Annotated in this window: 26 protein-coding genes; 5 read left to right on the forward strand and 21 right to left on the reverse strand. The window is 54.1% G+C overall.

Translation table 11 applies throughout. The annotated features are described in order from the left end of the window. Positions 1-144 precede the first annotated feature (144 nt). From ORY85_RS03425 to terL, 4 genes are all read right to left on the reverse strand, one after another. The gene (locus ORY85_RS03425) at positions 145-564 is read right to left on the reverse strand and encodes a phage virion morphogenesis protein (protein ID WP_274571560.1); all 420 of its coding nucleotides are present in this window, start codon (positions 562-564) and stop codon (positions 145-147) included. A 99-nt stretch (positions 565-663) separates the two neighbouring features. Continuing rightward, on the reverse strand, positions 664-1950 hold the full coding sequence (locus ORY85_RS03430; protein ID WP_274571561.1) for a phage minor head protein: 1287 nt from the start codon (positions 1948-1950) through the stop codon (positions 664-666). After that, positions 1937-3508, reverse strand: a complete 1572-nt coding sequence (locus ORY85_RS03435) for a DUF935 domain-containing protein (RefSeq protein ID WP_274571562.1) — start codon at positions 3506-3508, stop codon at positions 1937-1939. The genes ORY85_RS03430 and ORY85_RS03435 overlap by 14 nt, the downstream gene beginning before the upstream one ends. After that, positions 3508-5142: a phage terminase large subunit gene (terL, locus tag ORY85_RS03440; RefSeq protein ID WP_274571564.1), complete on the reverse strand. Its 1635-nt coding sequence runs from the start codon at positions 5140-5142 to the stop codon at positions 3508-3510. The genes ORY85_RS03435 and terL overlap by 1 nt, the downstream gene beginning before the upstream one ends. A gap of 14 nt (positions 5143-5156) precedes the next feature. Between terL and ORY85_RS03445 the strand changes: the two genes are divergently transcribed. Then, on the forward strand, positions 5157-5651 hold the full coding sequence (locus tag ORY85_RS03445) for a hypothetical protein (protein WP_274571565.1): 495 nt from the start codon (positions 5157-5159) through the stop codon (positions 5649-5651). On the opposite strand, the gene ORY85_RS03450 is transcribed toward ORY85_RS03445, so the two are convergent. The 10 genes from ORY85_RS03450 to ORY85_RS03495 form a co-directional block, all read right to left on the reverse strand. Continuing rightward, positions 5648-6154 carry a DUF1804 family protein gene (locus ORY85_RS03450; protein ID WP_274571566.1) on the reverse strand — a complete coding sequence of 169 codons (507 nt, stop codon included), beginning with the start codon at positions 6152-6154 and terminating at the stop codon, positions 5648-5650. The genes ORY85_RS03445 and ORY85_RS03450 overlap by 4 nt on opposite strands. 1 nt (position 6155) lies before the next feature. Beyond that, positions 6156-6380 (reverse strand): hypothetical protein, encoded by a 225-nt coding sequence (locus tag ORY85_RS03455; protein ID WP_274571568.1) that lies wholly within the window; start codon positions 6378-6380, stop codon positions 6156-6158. Further along, positions 6377-6658, reverse strand: coding sequence for a hypothetical protein (locus ORY85_RS03460; RefSeq protein WP_274571569.1), 282 nt, complete (start codon positions 6656-6658; stop codon positions 6377-6379). The genes ORY85_RS03455 and ORY85_RS03460 overlap by 4 nt, the downstream gene beginning before the upstream one ends. Positions 6659-6670: 12 nt before the next feature. Continuing rightward, positions 6671-6880 (reverse strand): TraR/DksA family transcriptional regulator, encoded by a 210-nt coding sequence (locus tag ORY85_RS03465; RefSeq protein WP_274571570.1) that lies wholly within the window; start codon positions 6878-6880, stop codon positions 6671-6673. Positions 6881-7095: 215 nt separating this feature from the next. Then, complete coding sequence (locus ORY85_RS03470) at positions 7096-7674, reverse strand: hypothetical protein (protein ID WP_274571571.1); 579 nt, start codon at positions 7672-7674, stop codon at positions 7096-7098. Positions 7675-7815: 141 nt separating this feature from the next. Continuing rightward, complete coding sequence (locus ORY85_RS03475; RefSeq protein WP_274571636.1) at positions 7816-8073, reverse strand: hypothetical protein; 258 nt, start codon at positions 8071-8073, stop codon at positions 7816-7818. Positions 8074-8210: 137 nt separating this feature from the next. Beyond that, positions 8211-8705, reverse strand: a complete 495-nt coding sequence (locus tag ORY85_RS03480; protein ID WP_274571572.1) for a glycoside hydrolase family 108 protein — start codon at positions 8703-8705, stop codon at positions 8211-8213. Between the two features lie 185 nt (positions 8706-8890). Further along, positions 8891-9319 carry a Mor transcription activator family protein gene (locus ORY85_RS03485; RefSeq protein WP_274571573.1) on the reverse strand — a complete coding sequence of 143 codons (429 nt, stop codon included), beginning with the start codon at positions 9317-9319 and terminating at the stop codon, positions 8891-8893. Beyond that, positions 9285-9728, reverse strand: coding sequence for a gp16 family protein (locus tag ORY85_RS03490; protein ID WP_274571574.1), 444 nt, complete (start codon positions 9726-9728; stop codon positions 9285-9287). The genes ORY85_RS03485 and ORY85_RS03490 overlap by 35 nt, the downstream gene beginning before the upstream one ends. Before the next feature lie 140 nt (positions 9729-9868). Further along, positions 9869-10579 carry a hypothetical protein gene (locus ORY85_RS03495; RefSeq protein WP_274571575.1) on the reverse strand — a complete coding sequence of 237 codons (711 nt, stop codon included), beginning with the start codon at positions 10577-10579 and terminating at the stop codon, positions 9869-9871. 396 nt (positions 10580-10975) lie between these two features. Between ORY85_RS03495 and ORY85_RS03500 the strand changes: the two genes are divergently transcribed. After that, complete coding sequence (locus ORY85_RS03500; RefSeq protein ID WP_274571576.1) at positions 10976-11149, forward strand: hypothetical protein; 174 nt, start codon at positions 10976-10978, stop codon at positions 11147-11149. A gap of 112 nt (positions 11150-11261) precedes the next feature. On the opposite strand, the gene ORY85_RS03505 is transcribed toward ORY85_RS03500, so the two are convergent. The 4 genes from ORY85_RS03505 to ORY85_RS03520 all read right to left on the reverse strand — a co-directional run bounded on the left by ORY85_RS03505 (position 11262) and on the right by ORY85_RS03520 (position 13450). Continuing rightward, positions 11262-11873, reverse strand: a complete 612-nt coding sequence (locus ORY85_RS03505; RefSeq protein ID WP_274571577.1) for a DUF3164 family protein — start codon at positions 11871-11873, stop codon at positions 11262-11264. 61 nt (positions 11874-11934) lie between these two features. Next, positions 11935-12309, reverse strand: a complete 375-nt coding sequence (locus ORY85_RS03510) for a hypothetical protein (RefSeq protein ID WP_274571578.1) — start codon at positions 12307-12309, stop codon at positions 11935-11937. Continuing rightward, positions 12306-12773: a hypothetical protein gene (locus ORY85_RS03515; RefSeq protein WP_274571579.1), complete on the reverse strand. Its 468-nt coding sequence runs from the start codon at positions 12771-12773 to the stop codon at positions 12306-12308. Before ORY85_RS03515 ends, ORY85_RS03510 begins: the two co-directional genes overlap by 4 nt. Further along, positions 12770-13450 carry a DUF2786 domain-containing protein gene (locus ORY85_RS03520; RefSeq protein WP_274571580.1) on the reverse strand — a complete coding sequence of 227 codons (681 nt, stop codon included), beginning with the start codon at positions 13448-13450 and terminating at the stop codon, positions 12770-12772. Before ORY85_RS03520 ends, ORY85_RS03515 begins: the two co-directional genes overlap by 4 nt. Position 13451: 1 nt before the next feature. On the opposite strand from ORY85_RS03520, the gene ORY85_RS03525 reads away from it, so the two are divergent. Continuing rightward, positions 13452-13688 (forward strand): hypothetical protein, encoded by a 237-nt coding sequence (locus tag ORY85_RS03525; protein ID WP_274571581.1) that lies wholly within the window; start codon positions 13452-13454, stop codon positions 13686-13688. Between the two features lie 476 nt (positions 13689-14164). On the opposite strand, the gene ORY85_RS03530 is transcribed toward ORY85_RS03525, so the two are convergent. The 3 genes from ORY85_RS03530 to ORY85_RS03540 are packed head-to-tail and all read right to left on the reverse strand — an operon-like array spanning position 14165 to position 17389. Then, positions 14165-15070 carry an AAA family ATPase gene (locus ORY85_RS03530; RefSeq protein ID WP_274571582.1) on the reverse strand — a complete coding sequence of 302 codons (906 nt, stop codon included), beginning with the start codon at positions 15068-15070 and terminating at the stop codon, positions 14165-14167. A 2-nt stretch (positions 15071-15072) separates the two neighbouring features. Beyond that, the gene (locus ORY85_RS03535; protein ID WP_338578340.1) at positions 15073-17136 is read right to left on the reverse strand and encodes a transposase; all 2064 of its coding nucleotides are present in this window, start codon (positions 17134-17136) and stop codon (positions 15073-15075) included. A gap of 1 nt (position 17137) precedes the next feature. Further along, on the reverse strand, positions 17138-17389 hold the full coding sequence (locus ORY85_RS03540) for an XRE family transcriptional regulator (RefSeq protein ID WP_274571583.1): 252 nt from the start codon (positions 17387-17389) through the stop codon (positions 17138-17140). Between the two features lie 129 nt (positions 17390-17518). Here ORY85_RS03540 and ORY85_RS03545 point away from each other — a divergent pair, with 129 nt between their 5' ends. Beyond that, entirely contained in the window at positions 17519-18334 is an 816-nt protein-coding gene (locus ORY85_RS03545; RefSeq protein ID WP_274571584.1) for a helix-turn-helix domain-containing protein, read from the forward strand. Positions 18335-18466: 132 nt separating this feature from the next. After that, positions 18467-18784, forward strand: a complete 318-nt coding sequence (locus ORY85_RS03550) for a S24 family peptidase (protein WP_338578463.1) — start codon at positions 18467-18469, stop codon at positions 18782-18784. The last annotated feature ends 262 nt before the right edge of the window (positions 18785-19046 follow it).

A 19046-nucleotide genomic window follows, 5' to 3' on the forward strand; every position in this document is an offset into this window, starting at 1 on the left:
GTTCTTCCTGTATACGGCACTGCTCTTTAAAACCGCTTCTGATACCCCCTTGAAAACGCAGGAGCGCGTTTCCCGTTCAGTCCATACCTTTGCTACCCAAAAGACAAAACGCGCCCAAAGCGCGTTTTTTAGCCGTTTCTGCCGTCATCCGGTCAGGCGGGCAAAATAATCCTGTACATCGTCCATTAAATCCTGTTTGTCCTGATTGGTCAGCAACAGAAATTCGCGCTGCGGAATACGCACTTTTTTACCGCGCCCGGCCATGCCGCCGAAATTGTGGACGGCCGCATACACCATATTGGTACCCACCAGCGCCGTATCGTTGTCCGACAGCTGCGTGATACTGCCGCGCAGGCGGCCGGTATCGATCAGGGGTTTGCCGTTCCGGTATTTCAGGCCGAGCCACTTCGGGCGGCCGCTTTGACGGAAATTGGTCAGTACTGCCGTGTGCATGGTACCGGACAGGCGGCGCATCAACAGATAGCGGTTGTCGTCCAAGCCTCGTCCCAGCCGTTCGATTTGGTTCTGTACGACAAATAAATTGTTGATTTCGATTTCAATCATGGGTAACATCCTGAACAAGGCCGTCTGAAAAGCGGTGAATCTGCCTACCGCAGCCTGCCCGTCAGGGCGACCGAGAGCGTGTGTAGGGGAGCGGCAGTCCTACCTGACGGCCTTAATTACTTTTTTCCTTTCAAGCAATTTATTCAATTCATCTTTACCGATTCCTCGGTATGATTGAACAAATATCTCATTCTCAGGCTGGATATATTTCAAAACAGCCATCAATCCCTGACGTACCAAAATATAATTTTTCCCGTCTTGGAAAAGATATTCCGGCTCATAAATCATATCCGGCAGTAAAGCATATACCTCAGTTCCAAATTTTTGTCCTGAACGGCTTTCTATCTGCTTAATCAGGGTGTCATCCGACAGCCACACCGTAGCCCGTTTCATATCAGCTGCTTCTTGGGTTTGTCTGCTGAATACGCCTGCTGCAAATCTCAGTTTGCGGGATAAAGTATTGCGGATAACGATTTTTTCGTCTGTTGTGATTTTGTCGGGTAAGCCTAAGCGTTTCTTGACTACATCAAACTCTCCCTCCAACTGCTTAAACGCCGCCTGAAACGCCGTGCCCGCCATCTCTGCTTTGGCAAACTGATGCGCCAGAGCACGGTCGTATTTGTCCAAATCGGGGCAGTAATTCATCCGCCCGGCGTTGTAGTCGAAGCCGCGGTCGGTGGTGATTTTCGTGCCGTCGGGCGCAACATAGGCAACAGTTTTATAGCTATCGCCTTTTTTGTTGTAGATTTTATGGGCCTCAGTCAGATTGTGTCCGCCCGAAACGCTGATGCTTCGGCCTTCGCGTTCGATGTCGCGATCTGAAAGGGCAGTTACCGAACAGCGGCAGCGGTAGCCGTTGGGCGGGTAAAACGTTGCCCAAAACGGGTCGTCGTAGCGGTACACCAAGCCGTCCATTGCCGAATGTGCGGCGCGCGTCCGGTGGTCGTTTACCGCATCGTACCGCCAAAACGGCCGCGCGTCCAAGTTCTGCATATAGCTTTGATACTGCGCGGCGGAATAGGCGCTCTGCATATTAGTACGGAACAGATTGTCCAAACGGCGCGGCGTGCCGAACACTTCGCCCGTTTCCGGGTCGGTGATTTCCTGCCCGTTATGGCCGTTCGGGTGCAGCCAGCCTTTGGCGGCCAGATGGTTGAGCAGCTCTTTTTTCCATGCGGAAAACGGCTGGCCGTTTTCCGCTGCGCGAACCATGCTCTGCTTGATGTCGTTGAGCATATCCAAATTGGTCATCCGCGCGATGGTATAAACTTTCGCGATTTCAGACGGCGTTAAATGGCGGTAGTTTTCGGCGGTAACGTTTTTCGCTTTCAGCCATTCAACCGCCGCTTCGGGTTTGAGGCCGAGCGCAAACTTAATCTGCGGCATCGTGCTGTCCCAGCAAATCACTTAAAAACAGGGCTTGTTGCAGATAGCCCGCCAAAGCGCGGTTGTCCAAATCGGGGTAGAGCGCGGTTAAGACGGCATCGGCTTCTTCGTAACTTTCCGCATTCATCACGGCGGTCACGGCCTGTTTTAACACGGGATTTAACTGCGCGTTAAAGTCGGGCACGTTCAAAGCCTCGTCCAAACTCTCGTCAAGCAGCTGCTGGCCGTGTTTGGCCGCCTTGCCGCTGTTTACAGACGGCCTTGCATTCAAAGCCGCCAGCGCGGTCTGCGTAATGGGATTGTCTGCCGTTTTTCTGCCTAACACCGTTTCGCCTTCCTGCACATCGGGAATCGCCAGTTTTTCGCGTGCCCAGTTTTCGGGAATCTGTACGCCGACATCCACCAGTTTCGGCAATGCATCGGCAAATACCGCCAAGTCGGCTGTTTCACGAGTATCGAACTCAAACACCGGACAGCGGCGCGGATTGAATCCGGCAAAATTGGTTTGCAGATAGGGGCGGATAATCTGCCGGGTCAGGGTTTGTGCCAGGCGGTTGGCATCGGATACCAATAAGTCGCGCCGGATCTCGTTGTGTACCAGCCCAAGTGCGTGGGTGCTGGCTTTGCCGTCCGCGCCGCTGGTCAGCGTCTGCCCCAGAATCAGCCGCGCAGCCGATTTTTCGCACCACTCCGTCATCGTCATAAACGGATTGCTGCCGGCTGCGGTACCCGCTGCGGCCTGATGCAGTTCGATCTGCATACCGTCGGGCATAATTCCGGCAGCGTTGTGGCCGATTTCCGCCACAGCGCGCAACAGTGTGCGCTTTTCTTTTTCCGTTGCACCCGCACCGTATTTACCGATGCGTATCGGCATACCGTACAGCTCTAAAAATTCGGCAAAATCGTGTACCGAATAATGTTTGAACATATAGAGCCAGGCCAAGGTGCGGAATAAACCGCTGCGTGCGGCCTGTCCGCTGCGGTTCTTATGATGGTGGACTACCCAGCCCAGCGGCCACAGCGGTTCGCCCTCCGGCCGTTCGGGGGTTTTGAGCAGAAGGTTGTCATCCTTATCCCATTTAAACCATGACTGAGGCTTGTGGCGGAATGCGGCAGGATAATACAGGCCGTCTGAAAACGACCAATGAATTTCCAATGCGGCAAACCCGTGGCCGACCGCGTCGAGCAAATCCATCAGTAAATCTTCAAAGTCGGCAATACCGCCGATCATGACACCTGCCGCTTCGGCCAGTTTTTCTTCTGCCGCCGTCGGGTTGCGCGGCGGTGCAATCCGCCAATCCAATCCCAACAGAGCCAGCTTGCGCGTACCCAAAGCTGCGGCAATGGCACTGTCGCGCTCTTCAATGTCGGCAAACAGCTCGTGTTGTGCGGTCATATCGCCGCTTTCCGCATCTTCAAACAGTGTCCGCATTTTGGCCGGTGTGATCTGGGTACTGGGATGGTCGGTTATCACACGGCCGTTGGCGGTAATCCGGGCATCCAGCGTTTGGCTGCCCTTTGGCAGTTTGATTCTTTCGGTTTTGTCTTTTTTTGCCATTATTTTGCCCATTTGCTCTTAAATCCGCTGTCGTCAAAATCGTTGTCGGTTGTGCTGTACCATTCCACCGGCGCGCTGTTGGCCGTCGCGCCCGTCCACAGCATATGCAGCGCGTCCGGGCCGTCGTCGTGGTCGGCTTTGGGGAAGTGGCGCAGCTGGCCGGTCAAGGCCGACTGGCCGCTGTGCAGCAGAATCAGCCCGTTGGCCATATGCGGTTGCAGGGTTTCGATGCGCAGCAGCTTGTCCGCCACCGGTTTGACCGCCCGCGCGGGGACGGGCAGGCCGCGCCGTGCCGAGCGTTTGACCAGTTCGTCTTTTAAAAACTCCTGAAACTGCACCGTTTCGACAAACCACAGTTTGCAGCGGTATTTCGCGTGCAGGCGGATGACGTCTTCGATAATCAGGTCGGGCAGGCGTTTTTTAATCTGCGCTTCGACGACAAACAGTTTGCCGGTACTTCTTTGATACCCGCCCACCAGAATGGCCGACGGGTCGCGCCCCGCGCCCGCCTTGCCCAGGCTCGGGTCGAGTGCGCCGAAGTAGACCAGATCGGCGGGCAGTTCCGTCCAAAAGCGCAGGGACCGGGCAAACGGCGCATCGTCGCCGCTGACGGGGTCGTTCTGGTATTCGCTGTCAAAGGCGGCATGGCCGTCGCGGGCGCGGATTTTCATCAAATCCAAGATGCCGCGCGCCGCCCAGCCGGTTTGCGCGCCTTTGTCCATTTCTTCACGGTTGGCACGGTAGAAGGCATCGGCCATGGCTTCGCCGGCCTTGCCGTTGTTGCGCAAAACGGCCTCCCACTCGTCCCATAAGTCCATTCTGTCCGGCCACTGTAAGACGGCCTGAAACTTGATGCTGCGCCAAAACGGATTGTTCAGCGTGCGGTTGAGCACGCTGTCGTAATGCAGAATCGTGCCGATATACACCACATCGTATTTCTGGCCGACACCGCCCAAAGGCAGCACGGTTTTGGCCAGCCAGCCGGCCAGTTGGTCGCGCCGGTCGGGATTGCGCACCTGCTCGTCGTTTTCGATGTCGTCCAGAACAGTCAAATCGGGGCGGTAGGGGCCGTGGCGCAGGCCGCGCAGCTTTTTGCCGCTGCCGGCCGCCTGAATTTTGATGCCGTTGGCCGTAACCGCCGTCCCCGCATTCCACACCCGCCCCTGACCGCAGGCTTCGGGGAAATCGGTTTTTAAACGCGGATTGAATTCCAGTTCGGCCTTGACCGCTTCCAGCATGGGGTAAGCCTGATCAATGCTGTCCATCACCAGCACGATATAGTGCTTCTGCGCGGTAACGATGCAGTAGAGCGTAAACAGCTGGGTCACCAGCGTGGACTTGGCTTCGCCGCGCGGTGCGGCCACCGCGTCGTGCTGGCCTTTTTCCTGCCGCAGGATTTCGCTCAGGCGCGTGAAAAGATAAGTGTGCAGCTGCGAGGGCTCGGGCGTGCGCACATAGTGCGGAAAATAGGTATGGACGAAATACTCATAGCCGCCTACCGGATCCAATACCTTGGCGCGACGTGCTGCAGCGGCTTTGGGCGATGCGTCGAAACCGTCGGCCTCCGCTTCGATCAATCGTCGAAAACTATCGGCAATAGTGGCAAGGTTTTTCAAAAAATCTTTGTTTTTCATGACAAGGAATGGACATGCAGATTAATAGAGCGCTTCAAGAAACAATATTGAAACATTTAACGGAATGTTTTCCCGGCCATCCTGAACATAGTTTTTATAGCGAATTGATAGCAATTCATGGCGAAAAAGAAGTAGTCGGGACAATCTTATATTTGCAAATGCACAACCTCCTTGAATGTAAGGAAAGCGCAGAAATCGGGCATGGCATACCCGATATTTTATGGGGGCTGACGAGGCCAACAGCAAAAGCTTTTGACTTCCTTGCCAATGACGGCGGTCTGTCCGCCATTCTCGGTGTCGTTACGGTCAAACTGCACAGCGATACCATTCAAGCTCTGGTGGCTGCAAAAATCGACCAAGCAGAGATTTCTGATACAGAAAAAAGCCGTCTGAAAACAGAATTGGGAAAAATCAAAGACACTGCATTAAGTACACTTACGGAAAATATCATTAATGCTATTCCTGCTGCCCAACTCATCTCAGTTTTAAAATCAGCTATCAGCCCCTAACCGAATTTCTTTTCCACTTCCACCCCGAACGGTTCCAGTACTTCCACAAACGCCGCCAAATGTTTGGGGTGTTTTTCCTGCACGAACGACATCAGAAATTCAATCAGTTTCAACGCGGTGGCCAGCTCGGAGGTTTCCGGCATCACCCGTTTGTTGGCCGCCACCGTTTTGGCAAAGGCATCGGCCAGACCGGCCAGCAGTTTTGCCCGCTCGGAAGGCGGCAGATCCTCGCTGCTGCCGTCCTGCAGCAGCGTCATGGTGTGGTTGTACTGTGCCAGGAAGCCCGCCAGCATGGCGCGGCTCAATTCTTCGATGCCGCCGCCGGCCAGCGTGTAGGCCGCGCGCAGTTTTTCCCAGTCGTCGCCCGCATCGGCCGCTTTGCGTTTCCACGCGCGCGCCGTCGCCTGCGGCACTTGGCAGACCATCGCGGCGGTTTCCAGCGTCTGTTCTCCGCCGATATACAGCCGCCGCAGCTTTTCGCGCGTCTCTTTCGGGTGCGCCATCTCACAGCCCCAGTTTGGCTTTGATCAGGGCAATGCCGGCCGCCGCCATACCGCCCGACAGCGCACCGGCCACACCGCCCGCCGCCGCGCCGGTGGCCGCCGAAATGCGGCGCGTTTCGGCACGGATCTGCTGCAACTCTTCTTCCATGATTTCCTGATTGGCCAGACATAAATCCTGTTTGGCCTCAATCCGCGCCAGCGCGGCCAGAATCGGGTCTTGATTCATTTGTCTGCCTTTCTTTCCAGTTTTTCGGCCAGACGGTCGAATTTGTTTTCCAAACGCTCCAATGCGTTCATCACATGGCGGTGGTTGTCCCGCGCCTCGCTCTTGGTGGCATAATCAAGCTTGACCTGATGCACCATGGCGCGCATCCGGTCGCGTTCCGCGCGCGCCTCTTTGAGGCCGTCCGAAATCGACTTGACCCAATACCACAGCAGCGCGATTAAAAACGACACCGCCAGCCCGAAAACATATTCCACCGTAATCGGCGTATCGCCGTTCATACATTTCTCCCGTCAAGGCCACCCGTGTTCGGCATAGGCCTGACAACACACACACCTGATACAGCCCGGCACCGCCTGCCGCCGCGCTTCGGGAATCGCCGCCCCGCAGTCTTCGCACTCATACGCGCTCACCGCGTTTTCAGACGGCCTGCGTGCCCGGTGCAGGGCATCGGCCAAGAATACGGCTTCCGCCTCTGCGGCGCGGTCAATAAAATCGGTCATCGTGTTTCCTTACCGGCCGTTGCGGCATGTTTAACGTAGGTCGGATATTCATATCCGACAATCATCCCGTGCTCCCGCCACGTCGGATTCGAGAATCCGACCTACCGGTTTTCAGACGGCCTTACCGTGGGCCGGATACGCCGTATCCGGCAACGCCCGTTCCTTCTGTCCGTTCCTTCCTGTCGGATTGGACAATCCGGCCTGCGGCCGCCCACTCACGCCATGCGGCATTCTGTGTTTCCAAAGCCTGCACATAGCGGCCGAACTTCGCCGCATGTTGCAGCAGGGCGGCAGGGCTGCCCTCCGTCGGCGGATTCGGGCGCAGCGGCGGTACCGTCAAAGCGGCCGGTACCGGCGGCATCTTCATCTGCTCCACCGTCTTCACCGTAACCGAGGGCGCGGTTGTAGAGGCGCAGGCTGTCAGGGCCGATACCGTTGTAAGGCACAGCAGCGCGGTCATTGTCTTTCTGTACTGCATTCGGGATTTCCTTCTCGATCTTGGCCGTCTGAATATCCAGCCGGTTCAGCGCGGCGGCCAGTTCCGCGCTCTGTTTCCGGGCAAAGTCAAACCACTTCTGCTTTTCGGCGGCTGCTTCGGCCAGCTTGGCCGCATATTCCTGCTCCGCCGCCAGAGCGGCTGCCTGATGCGCGGCCGTCAGTTCGGCTTTTTCTCTGTCGGCGGCCGCTTCGGCCAGACGGCGGCCGTCGGCACGCCCGCCTGTGTAAACCGCCGCAACGCACACCGCCAATACAATCGGCACGGCCAAACGGCGTACCATCGGATTTATCACCATATTCATTCCCCGCAGGTCGGATATTCATATCCGACAACACCCCGTGTTTCCTGCAACTGTTTACCGTAGGTCGGATACTTGTATCCGACAAACCCTGTATTCCCGCAACGTCGGATTCAAGAATCCGACCTACGTGCTGATTCACAAATCCGCCCGCCCGTCGTCCCGCTCCCGCACCATCTGCGCCACCTGCGGCACCGCCGCAATCCCGCGCTTGATCAGCGCATAACCGCCCACCATCGCGCCGTATGCCCACCACAGCCACTCGGGCGCGTCGGCCGTCTGCGCAAATTTCCACGTCATCACGAGCGCCGCCACATTCGCCCACAGCTTGGTATGCGAAATCTGCCCCGTCGCGGGGTTGGACACCAAACCGGCCAGCCATTTCATCAGTTTCATCATTCATTCCGTAGGTCGGATACCCCGTATCCGACAACACAACCCATTCCCGCTCCGTCGGATTCAAGAATCCGACCTACTGTCATCATTTCTCCGCAGCTCCGTAGGTCGGATACTCCGTATCCGACAAATCCGGCCTACCCGTTATCGCCGGCCGCATGGCGCAGATTCTCCGCCACCCGCCGCACCCAGCCGCGGCCGAAAGTGGGAAAGGTGCTTAATTTCGTATAAAACGACAAACGCTCCGCATTAAAGCGCAGCAGCAGATCATTGACTTCCGCCGCGCGCACCGCCGCGAGCGTCAGCGCACCGACAATCCCGTCGTCCGCCACCCCGGCCGCCCGTTGCAGCATCCGCGCCGCATTGCCGAAACCGTGGTTGATGCACGCATCGAAAAACTGGAACGCCACCGCAGCGGGCATTTTGTCCGCCTGATACCGCTCCCAAAACGCCTTGCGGTAAATTTCCACCGCCTGCTGCCGCGTCATCAGCCGCACCGCCCCCGTATAACCGTTGGCCTGCGCCGTGCGCTTGGTAATGCCCCAATTTGTCTCCCCGCCCGGGTCGGACGGATGGTTCACATAACCGCCCTCGTGCGAGAGGACACGGTCGATAAAACGTTCGAAACCCATAAACAGCCTTTAACAAGGTTTTAATATGACGTTAAGCAGGATTTTATTCTCGGTGTGTGCGATGCCGCAGGGCACGGTTTTCAGTCCCTAAGACCGTCTGAAAACCGACGAAACCGGTTGCTGCAACACCAAAACAGACGGCATAAAAAACCGCCCGATGGGGCGGTAAGGTTCAGTAGGAAGAATTAGAATAAAGTATGCTGCTGCGTTACCGGTTCACATTTGCTGCGCAAAATCGTATAGGCGGTACGGTCGGAAATCCGGTAGCGCGGGCAGAGGCGGTGCATCGCCATCAAACCGCTCAAACCCTGATTTTGGGTCAAATCCATAAATTCGGCTTTGAATTTTTCATTGCGCAATGCCCGCAAAGCCTGCTCACAGCGCGGAATATACAGCTCCTCCCCGCCATAGACACGCAGCAGGTCATAAGTTTTCGCCTCGCCGATAATGGAAAACAGCATTTGCAGGCGCGGCGTATCCTGTACACCGTGTCCGAACTTAAACCGGGTGCCGCCGACGGCAGCCACTAAATCCGTGACGGCCTGCAATCCGATCACGGCAACCATATCTGCCACTGTTTCAGGCAACAGATGCTGTACGCGCTTGATGTCCATTGCCGCCTCCTTTACCGCGCTTGCGGTTGGCCGCGATCTGCAAAGCCGCCACCACCTTGCGCAAACGCACATTATCCAAATACGCTACACTTTCCACACCGAACATCCGCCGTGCCGTACCGTGGGCATAATTCCAGTGCCAGCCGTTATCCAGCAGCAGGGCTTCGATTTTACTCATCAGAGGATTGGCTGCCACACGCCGCATCGGCCGCTTTCCGGTGGTCTGCGCTTTGAAACCCAAGCGCACCAGCTCGTGTAACACCAGTTCCATTTCCGGGACGTTCATTTGCGTACAGCTGTTTTTGCCGGTTATCCGCAGCAGCATAGCGCGGTAATCCTCATCGGCCATCGATAAGGATTTCTGCCCGATTTTGATTTTGGCAATCAGCTTCTTCTGCTTCTCAATCATAGAAATTACGCTTTATAATCAATAAAATTGATACTACATCAGGTAATCCGCCTGTCAATAACATTACAATATTTAACAAAAAGCCGTCTGAACAGACGGCTAAAATAAGAAAATAGATGTTACTTTTTTTATCATGCTGACTACGAGCGGTCTCCTTGCCGGTATTCGCGTACAGCCTGCTGATAAACAGTATGGTCACTTAATGCACGTTGATAAAGCTGATCAATTTTAACATCCGCTTTATCTTTGGCTGCCCGGGTTTTATAACTTTTCTTTTTTTCTTGTAATGCTGCGATTTGCACTAAATAGTAGTGTGTTGCCAGCAACCTGAACATATGTTCGTCTATCGGCGGATGGATAAGCTGTGCGGCACGTTCGCGCACGATGGCGATACGCGATTCTATGGTTTTGGCATTTTTACTTTCAAAAATGATTTGCAGTGATTCCCAGATGATTTGTTTCGTCCGTTTTTCAGGACTTCGATATCTACTGGTCATCAGATAGGCGTGATGTATCACTTCTTGCTGCACACGCCGATAATGATGCTCTCTTTCTGCCAGAAATCCGCTCAATGTTGCACACTTTTCTGCATTTTCAGCGGCCAGCTGTTCTTGTCTTTCACGCAACAATCGCTTTTTTTCATTGGCTTTTTCATGCAATTGCGCTTGCCAGGCGGCAACTTCGATCTGCTTCCGTCTTTGTTGTTCTTCGCGGGCTGTCTGTTCCTGTTGCCGTTTCTGACTTTTTTGGTGTTGAAAATAAGTCATAGTCAGGTTCCATAATTTAACCGGCAACCAAAATACTGCGGTCATCAACATGACCATACTTTGAATGGTTTTCTTTGTTTTCATGATTTCCCTCTACCGTACAATTGTAGAATTTATTTTAGGATAAAAATAGGTTAAAAAGAAAAGCCGTCTGAAAACGGTGCGCAGTACCTTCTAAACCGTATCGGTACATTTTCGGGCGGCTTTTTTGGGCGCGGAATTTTGGGGGAAATACTTGACTATTATGTCTATACATAATATCATTCCATCCATCAGCAGCAAGGCTGATACGGGAAAAGCCCCACCGAAGCGGGGCTCTAACTGGGAGAAGAAAATGAAGCTGACCCTTCAAATTCTTATCTTGGCTATCCTGTTAACGGTAAGCGGTAACGCTTACTAGGGCTAACCAGCTGGGCGGCCTGCACGCCGTCCAGTCCCAATCTTAAAACAGAACATGCGGACAATCAAGGAGTATCCCTAATGGTTGATGCAAAGTTGGCCGAATACCGCAAACGGGCAGCGGCCAAGCGGACAATTAAAAATGTATCCTTCAACAACGAAACTGAAAAGGATTTGCTCGAATATGCCAATAAAATCGATTTTTCCCAATGGGTGAAAGAGAAAATCCGTGCGGAATTTCTGACAGGCAGATAACGTAGGTCGGATTCTTTGAATCCGACACTGAGGCGGTAAGGCAGGCCTACGCAAAAAGGTATCAAAAAAGCCGCCTGAAACCAAGTTTCAGGCGGCTTTTTCCTGTTCCGTTTCACACTTTGGCAATATCCAGATTCAACAGCCGGTATTCGCCCGCATCGTCGCGGCGGTAGACGCGGACAAAGGGTTTGCTGACCTGTACCTGCACGCTGTCGGACAGCGCGTCCATCGCCCGCTGCCAGCGCGGGTCGTCGATATTCAGACGGCGCAGGCCGAGGACGCGGGCGGTGCTGATGTTGCCTTCTTTATCGACTTGGAAGGTGTCGTTGATCAGGGTTTTCAGCTCACTTCGGCTGCCGGCCGTCCAGTCGTGGATACATTCGTCGATCAGGGCTTTGGCCGCCATCAGGCCTTCGTCGAAGGTCAGGGTGTCCTGCATGGCCAGATTGATGCGGTAGGTGCCGTCGAAGCTGTGCAGGCTGATGTTGCCTTTTTTGCCGCCCAGATGCACGCCGTAGCGTTCGGCACTGAGCTGGACGAAGGCAGCGATGTCGTCCATGGCGCGGCGTTTGAAGCCTGCGATGGTGTCGCGGACGCTTTGCGCGCGTGCGACGGTTTCCAAAACAAGTTCGTCCCGCAGCAGGTCGATTTCTTTGATGTTGGCCAGCGGCACCAGATTGCCTTTGGCATCTTGGCGGTATCGGGCTTGTTCGGCGGGGGTCATAAGCGTTTCCTTTCTCGGGTTGGGTTTCGGTCGGTTTTTTTGTCGGATACAAGTATCCGGCCTACGGGTTCATCTGTTTCTCCGCCAGCAGGCGGCGGCATTGTTTGAGAATTTCGGCAGCGTTTTTCCGTTCGCCTGCCGTGGGGCGGTAAACGGGTGCCGGCAGCGGAGGCAGCGGCCTTTCGGGCAGTCTGTCCAGCAGGTCGGCGGGGGTCGGCCAGTGGCGGATTTCGCCGGCCAGCAGGGCAAAGGCCGTCTGAAAACGCCCCGCGTCCAAACGGCCGTCCCATTGGTGCTGTGCCGTTAAGGCGGTTTCCCATGCGCGTACGGTCGCGCCCGCGGTGTCGGCGGCGGGTGCGCCGCTCAGGCGCAGGGCCAGCATCAGTTGCAGGCCGTCGACGATTTCGTTGAACAGGTTGTCGGGCAGGCGGCTCACCGTTTCAGTCCTTCCAGTTGCGCGGCGGCGGCCAGTGTCCGGCTGGGTATGGCGGGGACGGGCATGGCCGTGTGTGCCGTCTGCACCGTTTGCGGCCGCCATTGGCTGATGATTTCATAGAGATAGCCGTGCGACTTTAAGGGCAGTTTCAGACGGCCGCTGTCCCGCGCGTCCAAGGCCGTCTGAAAACCGTGTATCCAAGCTTCGGACGGTGCGGGATAAATCTGCCCGTCGCGGCGGATCTGTCCCGCGCGGATATCGGGCGCGACGGCGGCCAGAAGGCGTGCGGCACGGGCAAAAGAGAGCTGTCTTGCGGCGGGGCGGAACAGCCCCAGATAGCGCAGCGCGGGGGCGGCAAGCGCACCCAAGTCCGCCAGCTCTTTAATCAGCGCGGCCGCACCGGCCGCGGCCAGCAGGCTGTCTATGCTGTGTACGGCACCGCAGTTGGGGCAGCGGGTGTTCATGGCTGCTTTCCCAAAGTCTGTTGCGCTTCTGCGCCCACCGCATGATGCAGCTGCGCGTTTTTGCCTGTTACCCAACCGACGGCACGGTCGTTGTCGGCGTTCGTACCGCTGCCCGGTTTGGTTGTGCATGTTCTGCCTTTGGTCAGGCCTTGGTGTTCGTGCCATTGGGCCAGCAATGCCGTTTCCCGTTCTCCGTTGGCAAAGACGTCGATTTTGCTGCGTACCGCCTGCACCCAGCCCGAACAGAACGCATCGGCGCGATAGGTTTTGTTTTTCGCCAGGCACACCCGTTTGAGGACAGTGGCCATATAGCCGCGGCGTAAGGTTTTCAGCTGGCGCAGCAGCACGTTGTAGGCATAGTCCGCCAGTTCCGCCTTGTTGCCGACGCCGTAGAATTTCAACAGCGCACCGCCGAACTGCTGGTCGGTATAGCAGCGCACACCGAAACAGGCACATACGGTTGCGGCCAATTCCGCCTGCCAGCGCGGTAAAACCGCCGCGTATTTGCTGCCGGCCGATTCGCCGATGTCGCTCAAGGCCACATCCGCATCGCTGATGCCGTATTGCCGCATTAAGGCCTGCGCCTGTTTCAGAGCCAAGGCCGCCTCGTGCTCGTTGGCCGAACGGCTCAAAGCCAGACATTTTCTGATTTTTGCCAATGCTTTCTGTTCATCCATTTTGCTGTTCCTTTCCAATCAACTGTCCGTCGCCCGTGGTAATGGCGGTGGCGCCGAATTTTTCCTGTATTGCCCGCACGGCAGCCTGCCGGCGTTTTTCCCGCAGGTCGGATTCTTGAATCCGACAAAACTGCCGTTTCTGCCGCAGCAGCCAAAAGATGCCGTTGCGCCGCTGCCGGTCGGAAGACTGCCTGCGTCTAATCGTTTTCATACCGCCTCCAATATTTATTTTTCATAATTTCCGGTTCGGGCGGCCAATCACTTTTGCTGACGGCATAAACAGGCTGTGCACGTGCCAATTTCCGTTTCTTTTCGTTCCGGCAACGCAGGCATACTTCCCTGATTTGCCCTTGAACCGAGAAATGCGCCTCAGTATGCTCTTCACCGCAGCAGGGACATCGTTTGACGGCAGAATTATTGAGGTTCATCTACCACCCCGCGCATACGTTCGGCATCACTCATACGCCCGTAAACTGCCTCCCATGCCGCATCTGCCTGCCGGGCATCCGACAGTACAGCTTCACGGCAGGCCGTCACGGGCTGTTTGAATGCCGGCTCCGGTCCGTTGCAGGAACTCAGGTAAGCAGCCGTTACCAGTAAAACCACAAGGGGCAGCAATCGGCATGCTGTGCTGAGAAAAAGGAGTTTCATTTTTTAACTTTCCTTATATTTCAATATCTTATAATTTTTACTGGATAAAAAAATATAGACGGCCTAGCGGATCAGTATCGAACTGTATTTTTTGACGATACCGGCCTGAATCGGAATTTGGTTTTTGTCTGCGGTGCGCACCACACCCAGCATCAGCTTCTGCAACCGCCGCGTATTGCCGCCGCTTTCCCGCACCAGAGCCGTTACGGTTTCATCGTCCGCGCCGGGCAGTGAAGCACGGGCAATCTGCTCCAATTCCTGATCCGGCAGACTTTCGCCTACGGATACGGTCATGCTGACCCGGCTGTAAAGCTGTACCAGTTCGCCGCGTTTGCCGCGCAGATTGACAATCAGCCTCGGCATACCGCTTAAAACCAGACCGATTTCGGCTTCATCATGCAGCCGGCGCAGCAGTTCCAGTGCGCGCAGGGGCAGGTTTTCCGCTTCGTCCACGACCAAAAGCCGTCCCGAATCCTGCAAACGTTCGGCTACTGCTTCAAATACATCGTTCAAGGTGCCGTCTGTCGGCACTTTGACGGCCGATGCGATTTTGCGCATCAATACTTGGGCGGTGTAGCTCGGATTGGTTTCAATCAATACCGCCGTCGGATTTTGGCGGCAGTATTCGCGTACCGCCACGGTTTTGCCCAAGCCGGCCTGTCCGTAAACCACGCCAACTTCGCAGTCTTGATGTGTGTCGCGCATCAATTCATGAATGCGCCGTGCCGTTTTGGTCGGGACATATTCCTGATGCAGGCGGGCACGGGCACTGTTGGCTTGGACCCAATCCAGATAATCGCGGATTTTGGCCTCGATGGTTTCGATATTGCCGCCGTGTTCGGCATATTTTTTATTGATATACATACTGATGGCGGCAGGTGCCACCGTTACCGCCCGTGCCAGTTGGCTTTGGTTCAGGCCGCTGGCTTTATAGTGGGCGACAAAGGCTTCGTGTAATGGCAGATCCATGATTAATTCCCTTCCAAATCGGTTTTAAACAACACAATATCGTCATCGTCAGACGGCCGCCTGACTGTATATTCCCTGACGGCCACATCGCTGCCGGAAACTTTCTGCCACTGCATACCGAACAGTTCGTCAAAAGCCGCCGCCTGTTCGATAGCCGGATCGTTTTCGGCCTTGGCCAACGCAATGGCCTGCTCGGCACGCCGGATTTTTCTTTGCGCCCGCGCTTCGGCCAATTGGTCGCGGCGGCTGAGTGAGAAAGCCGGACGTTTGTTACCGTCGAGTTTGGCCTTGCACAGATATTTGCCGTCTAAACCGTACACCACCACATATTGCGCATCATCCAAATCATAGGCCACGCGTACTTCTTCCTGATGGTAGGGTGCCAGTTCTTCGCTGAAATATTGATGGGTAAACAAATCAATCCACCCGCGCTGTACTTTGCGGATTTCCTGAGGCATAAACAGCGTATCCAGCTCTTGGGGAAGCAGTAAGTCGGGTTCTGCACCGGAGGCTGCCAGACGGTGTGCGCGGTATTCGGCGGGGCTGTATCGGCTGCCGTCGCCTTTTTTCGGCAATTCGCCGTGCGGTTTTCGGTTGTAGGCATCAATACAGGCAGCCACATCGGCAATAAACCGGCTCCAACCGGGCAGTTTGTTCAGATACTGCTTTTGCCCACCTGTCAGTTCCCTGCCTTTTTCCAGCGCGTTAAACGCACTTTCCATCTTCCGGTACACCAGCGTTTTCGTGCTGCTGTCCATATCCGGGCCGGTGTAGGTTTCATACCGGCGGGCCAATGCCATCAGATTGTCCGGCCACCACCGTTCGATAATGCCGCGCCCCTGCGGATTGCCGGGCAGGCCGGTTTCATGATGAATACCCAGGCGGGCGGTCAGGCCGGTAATTTCGTGGTCGATGGTTTTACCTGTTTGTCCTGCGCCGTTATCCGAGTAATACATCAGCGGGACACCGAAATGTTTGATCCCGATCCGCAGACAGTCGGCCACCGCCACACAGCTTTCTGCCAAAGAAACCGAAAACCCCATAACCATCCGGCTGCAACCGTCGATAATGACCGTGACTTCCGGCTTAAACGGCCGGCCGTGTACCGGATGTGCCACCTTCGCCTTGAAACTGTGGCCGTCGCCGATCCAGACATCGTTCGGTTCCAGCGCATCCCAATCGCGTTTAACATAGGGCAATAATGCCTTATATGCCGCCCCCGTTTTGCGGCCGCGCTCCTGCATCACAACCGGCAGCCTGTTCCATACCCGTCTGACCTGACTTTCCGTCGGCAGGCCTTTTTCCGGCATATGCTGCCGCCACCATGCCGCAAACGCCTGATACGATTGCGACAGCGGCGGGGCACTCGGAATACAGTGCTGCTTGGCAAAATAAGGCAGCCAAACGTAAGCCGCTGCGGGCTTTTCCCGTTTGGTCGGCAATGGTGCCAGCAAAGCCAGCCGTGCCGACGGCGTATCACCGTGCTTGTAGTCCTGCACCCACCCCATCAGCGAGCGTGCCGACAGCTTGGTTTTGCCGCCGCTTCGGGCATTGGCCAGCGGTACTGCTGCTACCAACACGGGATCGGCTGCGCCGTTTTCAATCCGGCCGATCAGCAAAGCGACGGCCGCTTTCAACGCCAACCCGGTTGTCCTATGGATATGCAGCACCGCTGCCGCCAGAGCCATACGCGCATGGGCGCACGCTTTTTGCGATTGACTGTAACCCTTCATCAAATCGACGCTCGGCAGCGAGAGCAGATTCATTCTGCGGCGTGCCACCCCCTGTTTTTCTTTGCTTAGCGGCTTTTCAAAAGGCACCGGCAGATCGGACTGAGGCAGTACGACAGCAGCCTGCCGGATCACGTTTTCTGCCTGTTTCTCACGAATGGCCGTCTGAATATCGGCAGGCAGACTGCTGACGGCATACTCCAAACCGCCGCCTCGGCCTTTGCGCTTACGGCTGAGCCAGCATTCTCTTTGAGCAATTTTCCGCATGCCGTTTATGGTTTTGGGGAGATTGGGCAAATTCATATCTACCAAATCTTTCAGGCTCAAACATCCCATATCAGCCAACCTTTAAGAATTCTCTTAGCTCGTTAATTTTTGCCGACCGGCAGTTTTTAACTGAGTAATATGGAAATACTTCCGTCAGTTCTCTTTGAATGACTTTGGCAACAGCTTCAGCAATACGGCGGCTGCCCCGGCCGTTTCGGATAACCTCTGATACGGATTGATTAGTTACCCCCAATGCATCGGCAATCATGCGCGCAGATACATTGTTTTTCTCTAAGGAATCATAGATTTCATTAGCTCCCATAGTTACCCTCATGATAGAATATGACCTTACTTACATTACAGGCTTAGATGCTTGCCTTTCTTGCCTTGAATAATATCCCAAATATATTTGGTATAGCAAGTATATTTGTTTTTAATCTTGGGTTATTTTATGGAACGTATTGATTTGGCTTTGAATTTAGTTGAAGAGCGTACGCGCTTGGGATACTCAAGAAAAAATTTTGCTGAGCAAACAGGATGCAGTGCAGAGAGTTTGCGTCTGTATGAAACCGGCCAGGTTAATATTCCTGCAGACTTTTTAATCGCAGCAGTCCAGCTCGGGATTGATATTCAATTTGTATTTACCGGCATCCGTTCGACCAACTTGAAAGCCGTTGCTGATGACTTGGAGCAGCAATTGATCGAAAAGATCGAAAAGAATACCGTCGAGAATCAGATAAACGGCAATGTCAGCAATTCTGTTATCGCATCTTCCGGCTCTGTGGTTAATCAAATCAACACCCAAAATCATGTGACAAAAACTATCGCCGACATTAAACCCGGTCAGGATCACATTAGTTTGGGGCAGATGGCAAAACTACAGGACCTTGTTAGGCAAGTTTGGAATGCCGAAAAAATTGCAAAAAAAGAACCCAAATCGATGCGTGCTATCTGGGCGAGTCTGAATTCTTTTTGTCAGGTACCCTCATACAAACTTATTGCTCTGACCGATTATGAAAAAGCTGAAACATATCTCAGAAAATGGCTGGGGCGCTTAAGCAGTACACCCACATCAAGAAAAAATGATCCGGAATGGCGAAAGAAGAAATACGCATATATCAAATTGAATATTAAAAAATTCTCTCTGGAGGATTGGTTTGGTTCTTATATACAAAAGAATTTCGGCGTGGCCAGTCTCACTGAATTAAGCGATGCGGATCTTCAAAAAGCTTATTCGGCGGTAGCGTCCAAGAAAAATAAAATGTGAGTTCCAAGTTGGCGTAAAAGTTTAAAACATTAAAAATGTTACTAACTTGTTGAAGTTTATTTGTTTTATTCTAACTTGGAACTGCATTGCCAGTTCCAGGTTTAGTTCCAAGTTTCACTCGTTTTAAATGATATTTGTTTCCGCAATTATTTACGTGCCAACCCCAAAGATTTGTCCGTGATTTCGGTCAAGGGCGAAAGCATGGGCAGTGTGCTTGAAGACAGGGATACCATTCTCGTCAATCATGCGGAGAACCGACCGGGCAATGGTTTATATGTCGTGCGCATCAATGAAGAATTAATTGTAAAGCGTGTTCAATCCATGCCTAGTGGTAAATTGCTGATCAGTTCGGCTAATGAGGCTTATGCGCCGTTTGAAGTGGATTTACAGGATGAATTTAACGATGTTCAAATTATCGGCAGGGTCGAATGGTTTGCCCGCCAAATTTGAATGGTCGCTAAAATTGGTTTAAAGAGTGCTTAAAATCTCTAATATTCCAATCAATCCCAATCAAAAAATGTTCGATTTCATCAGATTTTTCGCAAAAGCTAATGCAAGTCCATTTTGAGAAAAGTCACTAAAAATCTATTTAACTACAAAGCCTTTTTGTAGTTCTCTCTATAAAATACTTGGTGCAAAAACTAACAGTACCCCACAATTGCCGATCCACCGTAGGTCGGATACCCCGCATCCGACCACCTGCCCCATACTT

Origin of the sequence: Neisseria leonii, from assembly GCF_028776105.2 — a bacterium.
In the GTDB taxonomy this organism is placed as follows: domain Bacteria; phylum Pseudomonadota; class Gammaproteobacteria; order Burkholderiales; family Neisseriaceae; genus Neisseria; species Neisseria leonii.

Bases quoted from the DNA above. Each gene is read 5' to 3' on its own strand.
- ORY85_RS03445 (WP_274571565.1), top strand. From the start codon at position 5,157: ATGCAGATTAATAGAGCGCTTCAAGAAACAATATTGAAACATTTAACG.
- ORY85_RS03435 (WP_274571562.1), bottom strand. From the start codon at position 3,508: ATGGCAAAAAAAGACAAAACCGAAAGAATCAAACTGCCAAAGGGCAGC.
- ORY85_RS03495 (WP_274571575.1), bottom strand. From the start codon at position 10,579: ATGAAAACAAAGAAAACCATTCAAAGTATGGTCATGTTGATGACCGCA.
- ORY85_RS03455 (WP_274571568.1), bottom strand. From the start codon at position 6,380: ATGAATCAAGACCCGATTCTGGCCGCGCTGGCGCGGATTGAGGCCAAA.
- ORY85_RS03470 (WP_274571571.1), bottom strand. From the start codon at position 7,674: ATGGTGATAAATCCGATGGTACGCCGTTTGGCCGTGCCGATTGTATTG.
- ORY85_RS03540 (WP_274571583.1), bottom strand. From the start codon at position 17,389: ATGGGAGCTAATGAAATCTATGATTCCTTAGAGAAAAACAATGTATCT.
- ORY85_RS03530 (WP_274571582.1), bottom strand. From the start codon at position 15,070: ATGGATCTGCCATTACACGAAGCCTTTGTCGCCCACTATAAAGCCAGC.
- ORY85_RS03460 (WP_274571569.1), bottom strand. From the start codon at position 6,658: ATGAACGGCGATACGCCGATTACGGTGGAATATGTTTTCGGGCTGGCG.
- ORY85_RS03500 (WP_274571576.1), top strand. From the start codon at position 10,976: ATGGTTGATGCAAAGTTGGCCGAATACCGCAAACGGGCAGCGGCCAAG.
- ORY85_RS03475 (WP_274571636.1), bottom strand. From the start codon at position 8,073: ATGAAACTGATGAAATGGCTGGCCGGTTTGGTGTCCAACCCCGCGACG.
- ORY85_RS03520 (WP_274571580.1), bottom strand. From the start codon at position 13,450: ATGGATGAACAGAAAGCATTGGCAAAAATCAGAAAATGTCTGGCTTTG.
- ORY85_RS03480 (WP_274571572.1), bottom strand. From the start codon at position 8,705: ATGGGTTTCGAACGTTTTATCGACCGTGTCCTCTCGCACGAGGGCGGT.
- ORY85_RS03485 (WP_274571573.1), bottom strand. From the start codon at position 9,319: ATGGACATCAAGCGCGTACAGCATCTGTTGCCTGAAACAGTGGCAGAT.
- ORY85_RS03425 (WP_274571560.1), bottom strand. From the start codon at position 564: ATGATTGAAATCGAAATCAACAATTTATTTGTCGTACAGAACCAAATC.
- terL (WP_274571564.1), bottom strand. From the start codon at position 5,142: ATGAAAAACAAAGATTTTTTGAAAAACCTTGCCACTATTGCCGATAGT.
- ORY85_RS03450 (WP_274571566.1), bottom strand. From the start codon at position 6,154: ATGGCGCACCCGAAAGAGACGCGCGAAAAGCTGCGGCGGCTGTATATC.
- ORY85_RS03465 (WP_274571570.1), bottom strand. From the start codon at position 6,880: ATGACCGATTTTATTGACCGCGCCGCAGAGGCGGAAGCCGTATTCTTG.
- ORY85_RS03515 (WP_274571579.1), bottom strand. From the start codon at position 12,773: ATGAACACCCGCTGCCCCAACTGCGGTGCCGTACACAGCATAGACAGC.
- ORY85_RS03545 (WP_274571584.1), top strand. From the start codon at position 17,519: ATGGAACGTATTGATTTGGCTTTGAATTTAGTTGAAGAGCGTACGCGC.
- ORY85_RS03505 (WP_274571577.1), bottom strand. From the start codon at position 11,873: ATGACCCCCGCCGAACAAGCCCGATACCGCCAAGATGCCAAAGGCAAT.
- ORY85_RS03535 (WP_338578340.1), bottom strand. From the start codon at position 17,136: ATGGGATGTTTGAGCCTGAAAGATTTGGTAGATATGAATTTGCCCAAT.
- ORY85_RS03430 (WP_274571561.1), bottom strand. From the start codon at position 1,950: ATGCCGCAGATTAAGTTTGCGCTCGGCCTCAAACCCGAAGCGGCGGTT.
- ORY85_RS03490 (WP_274571574.1), bottom strand. From the start codon at position 9,728: ATGATTGAGAAGCAGAAGAAGCTGATTGCCAAAATCAAAATCGGGCAG.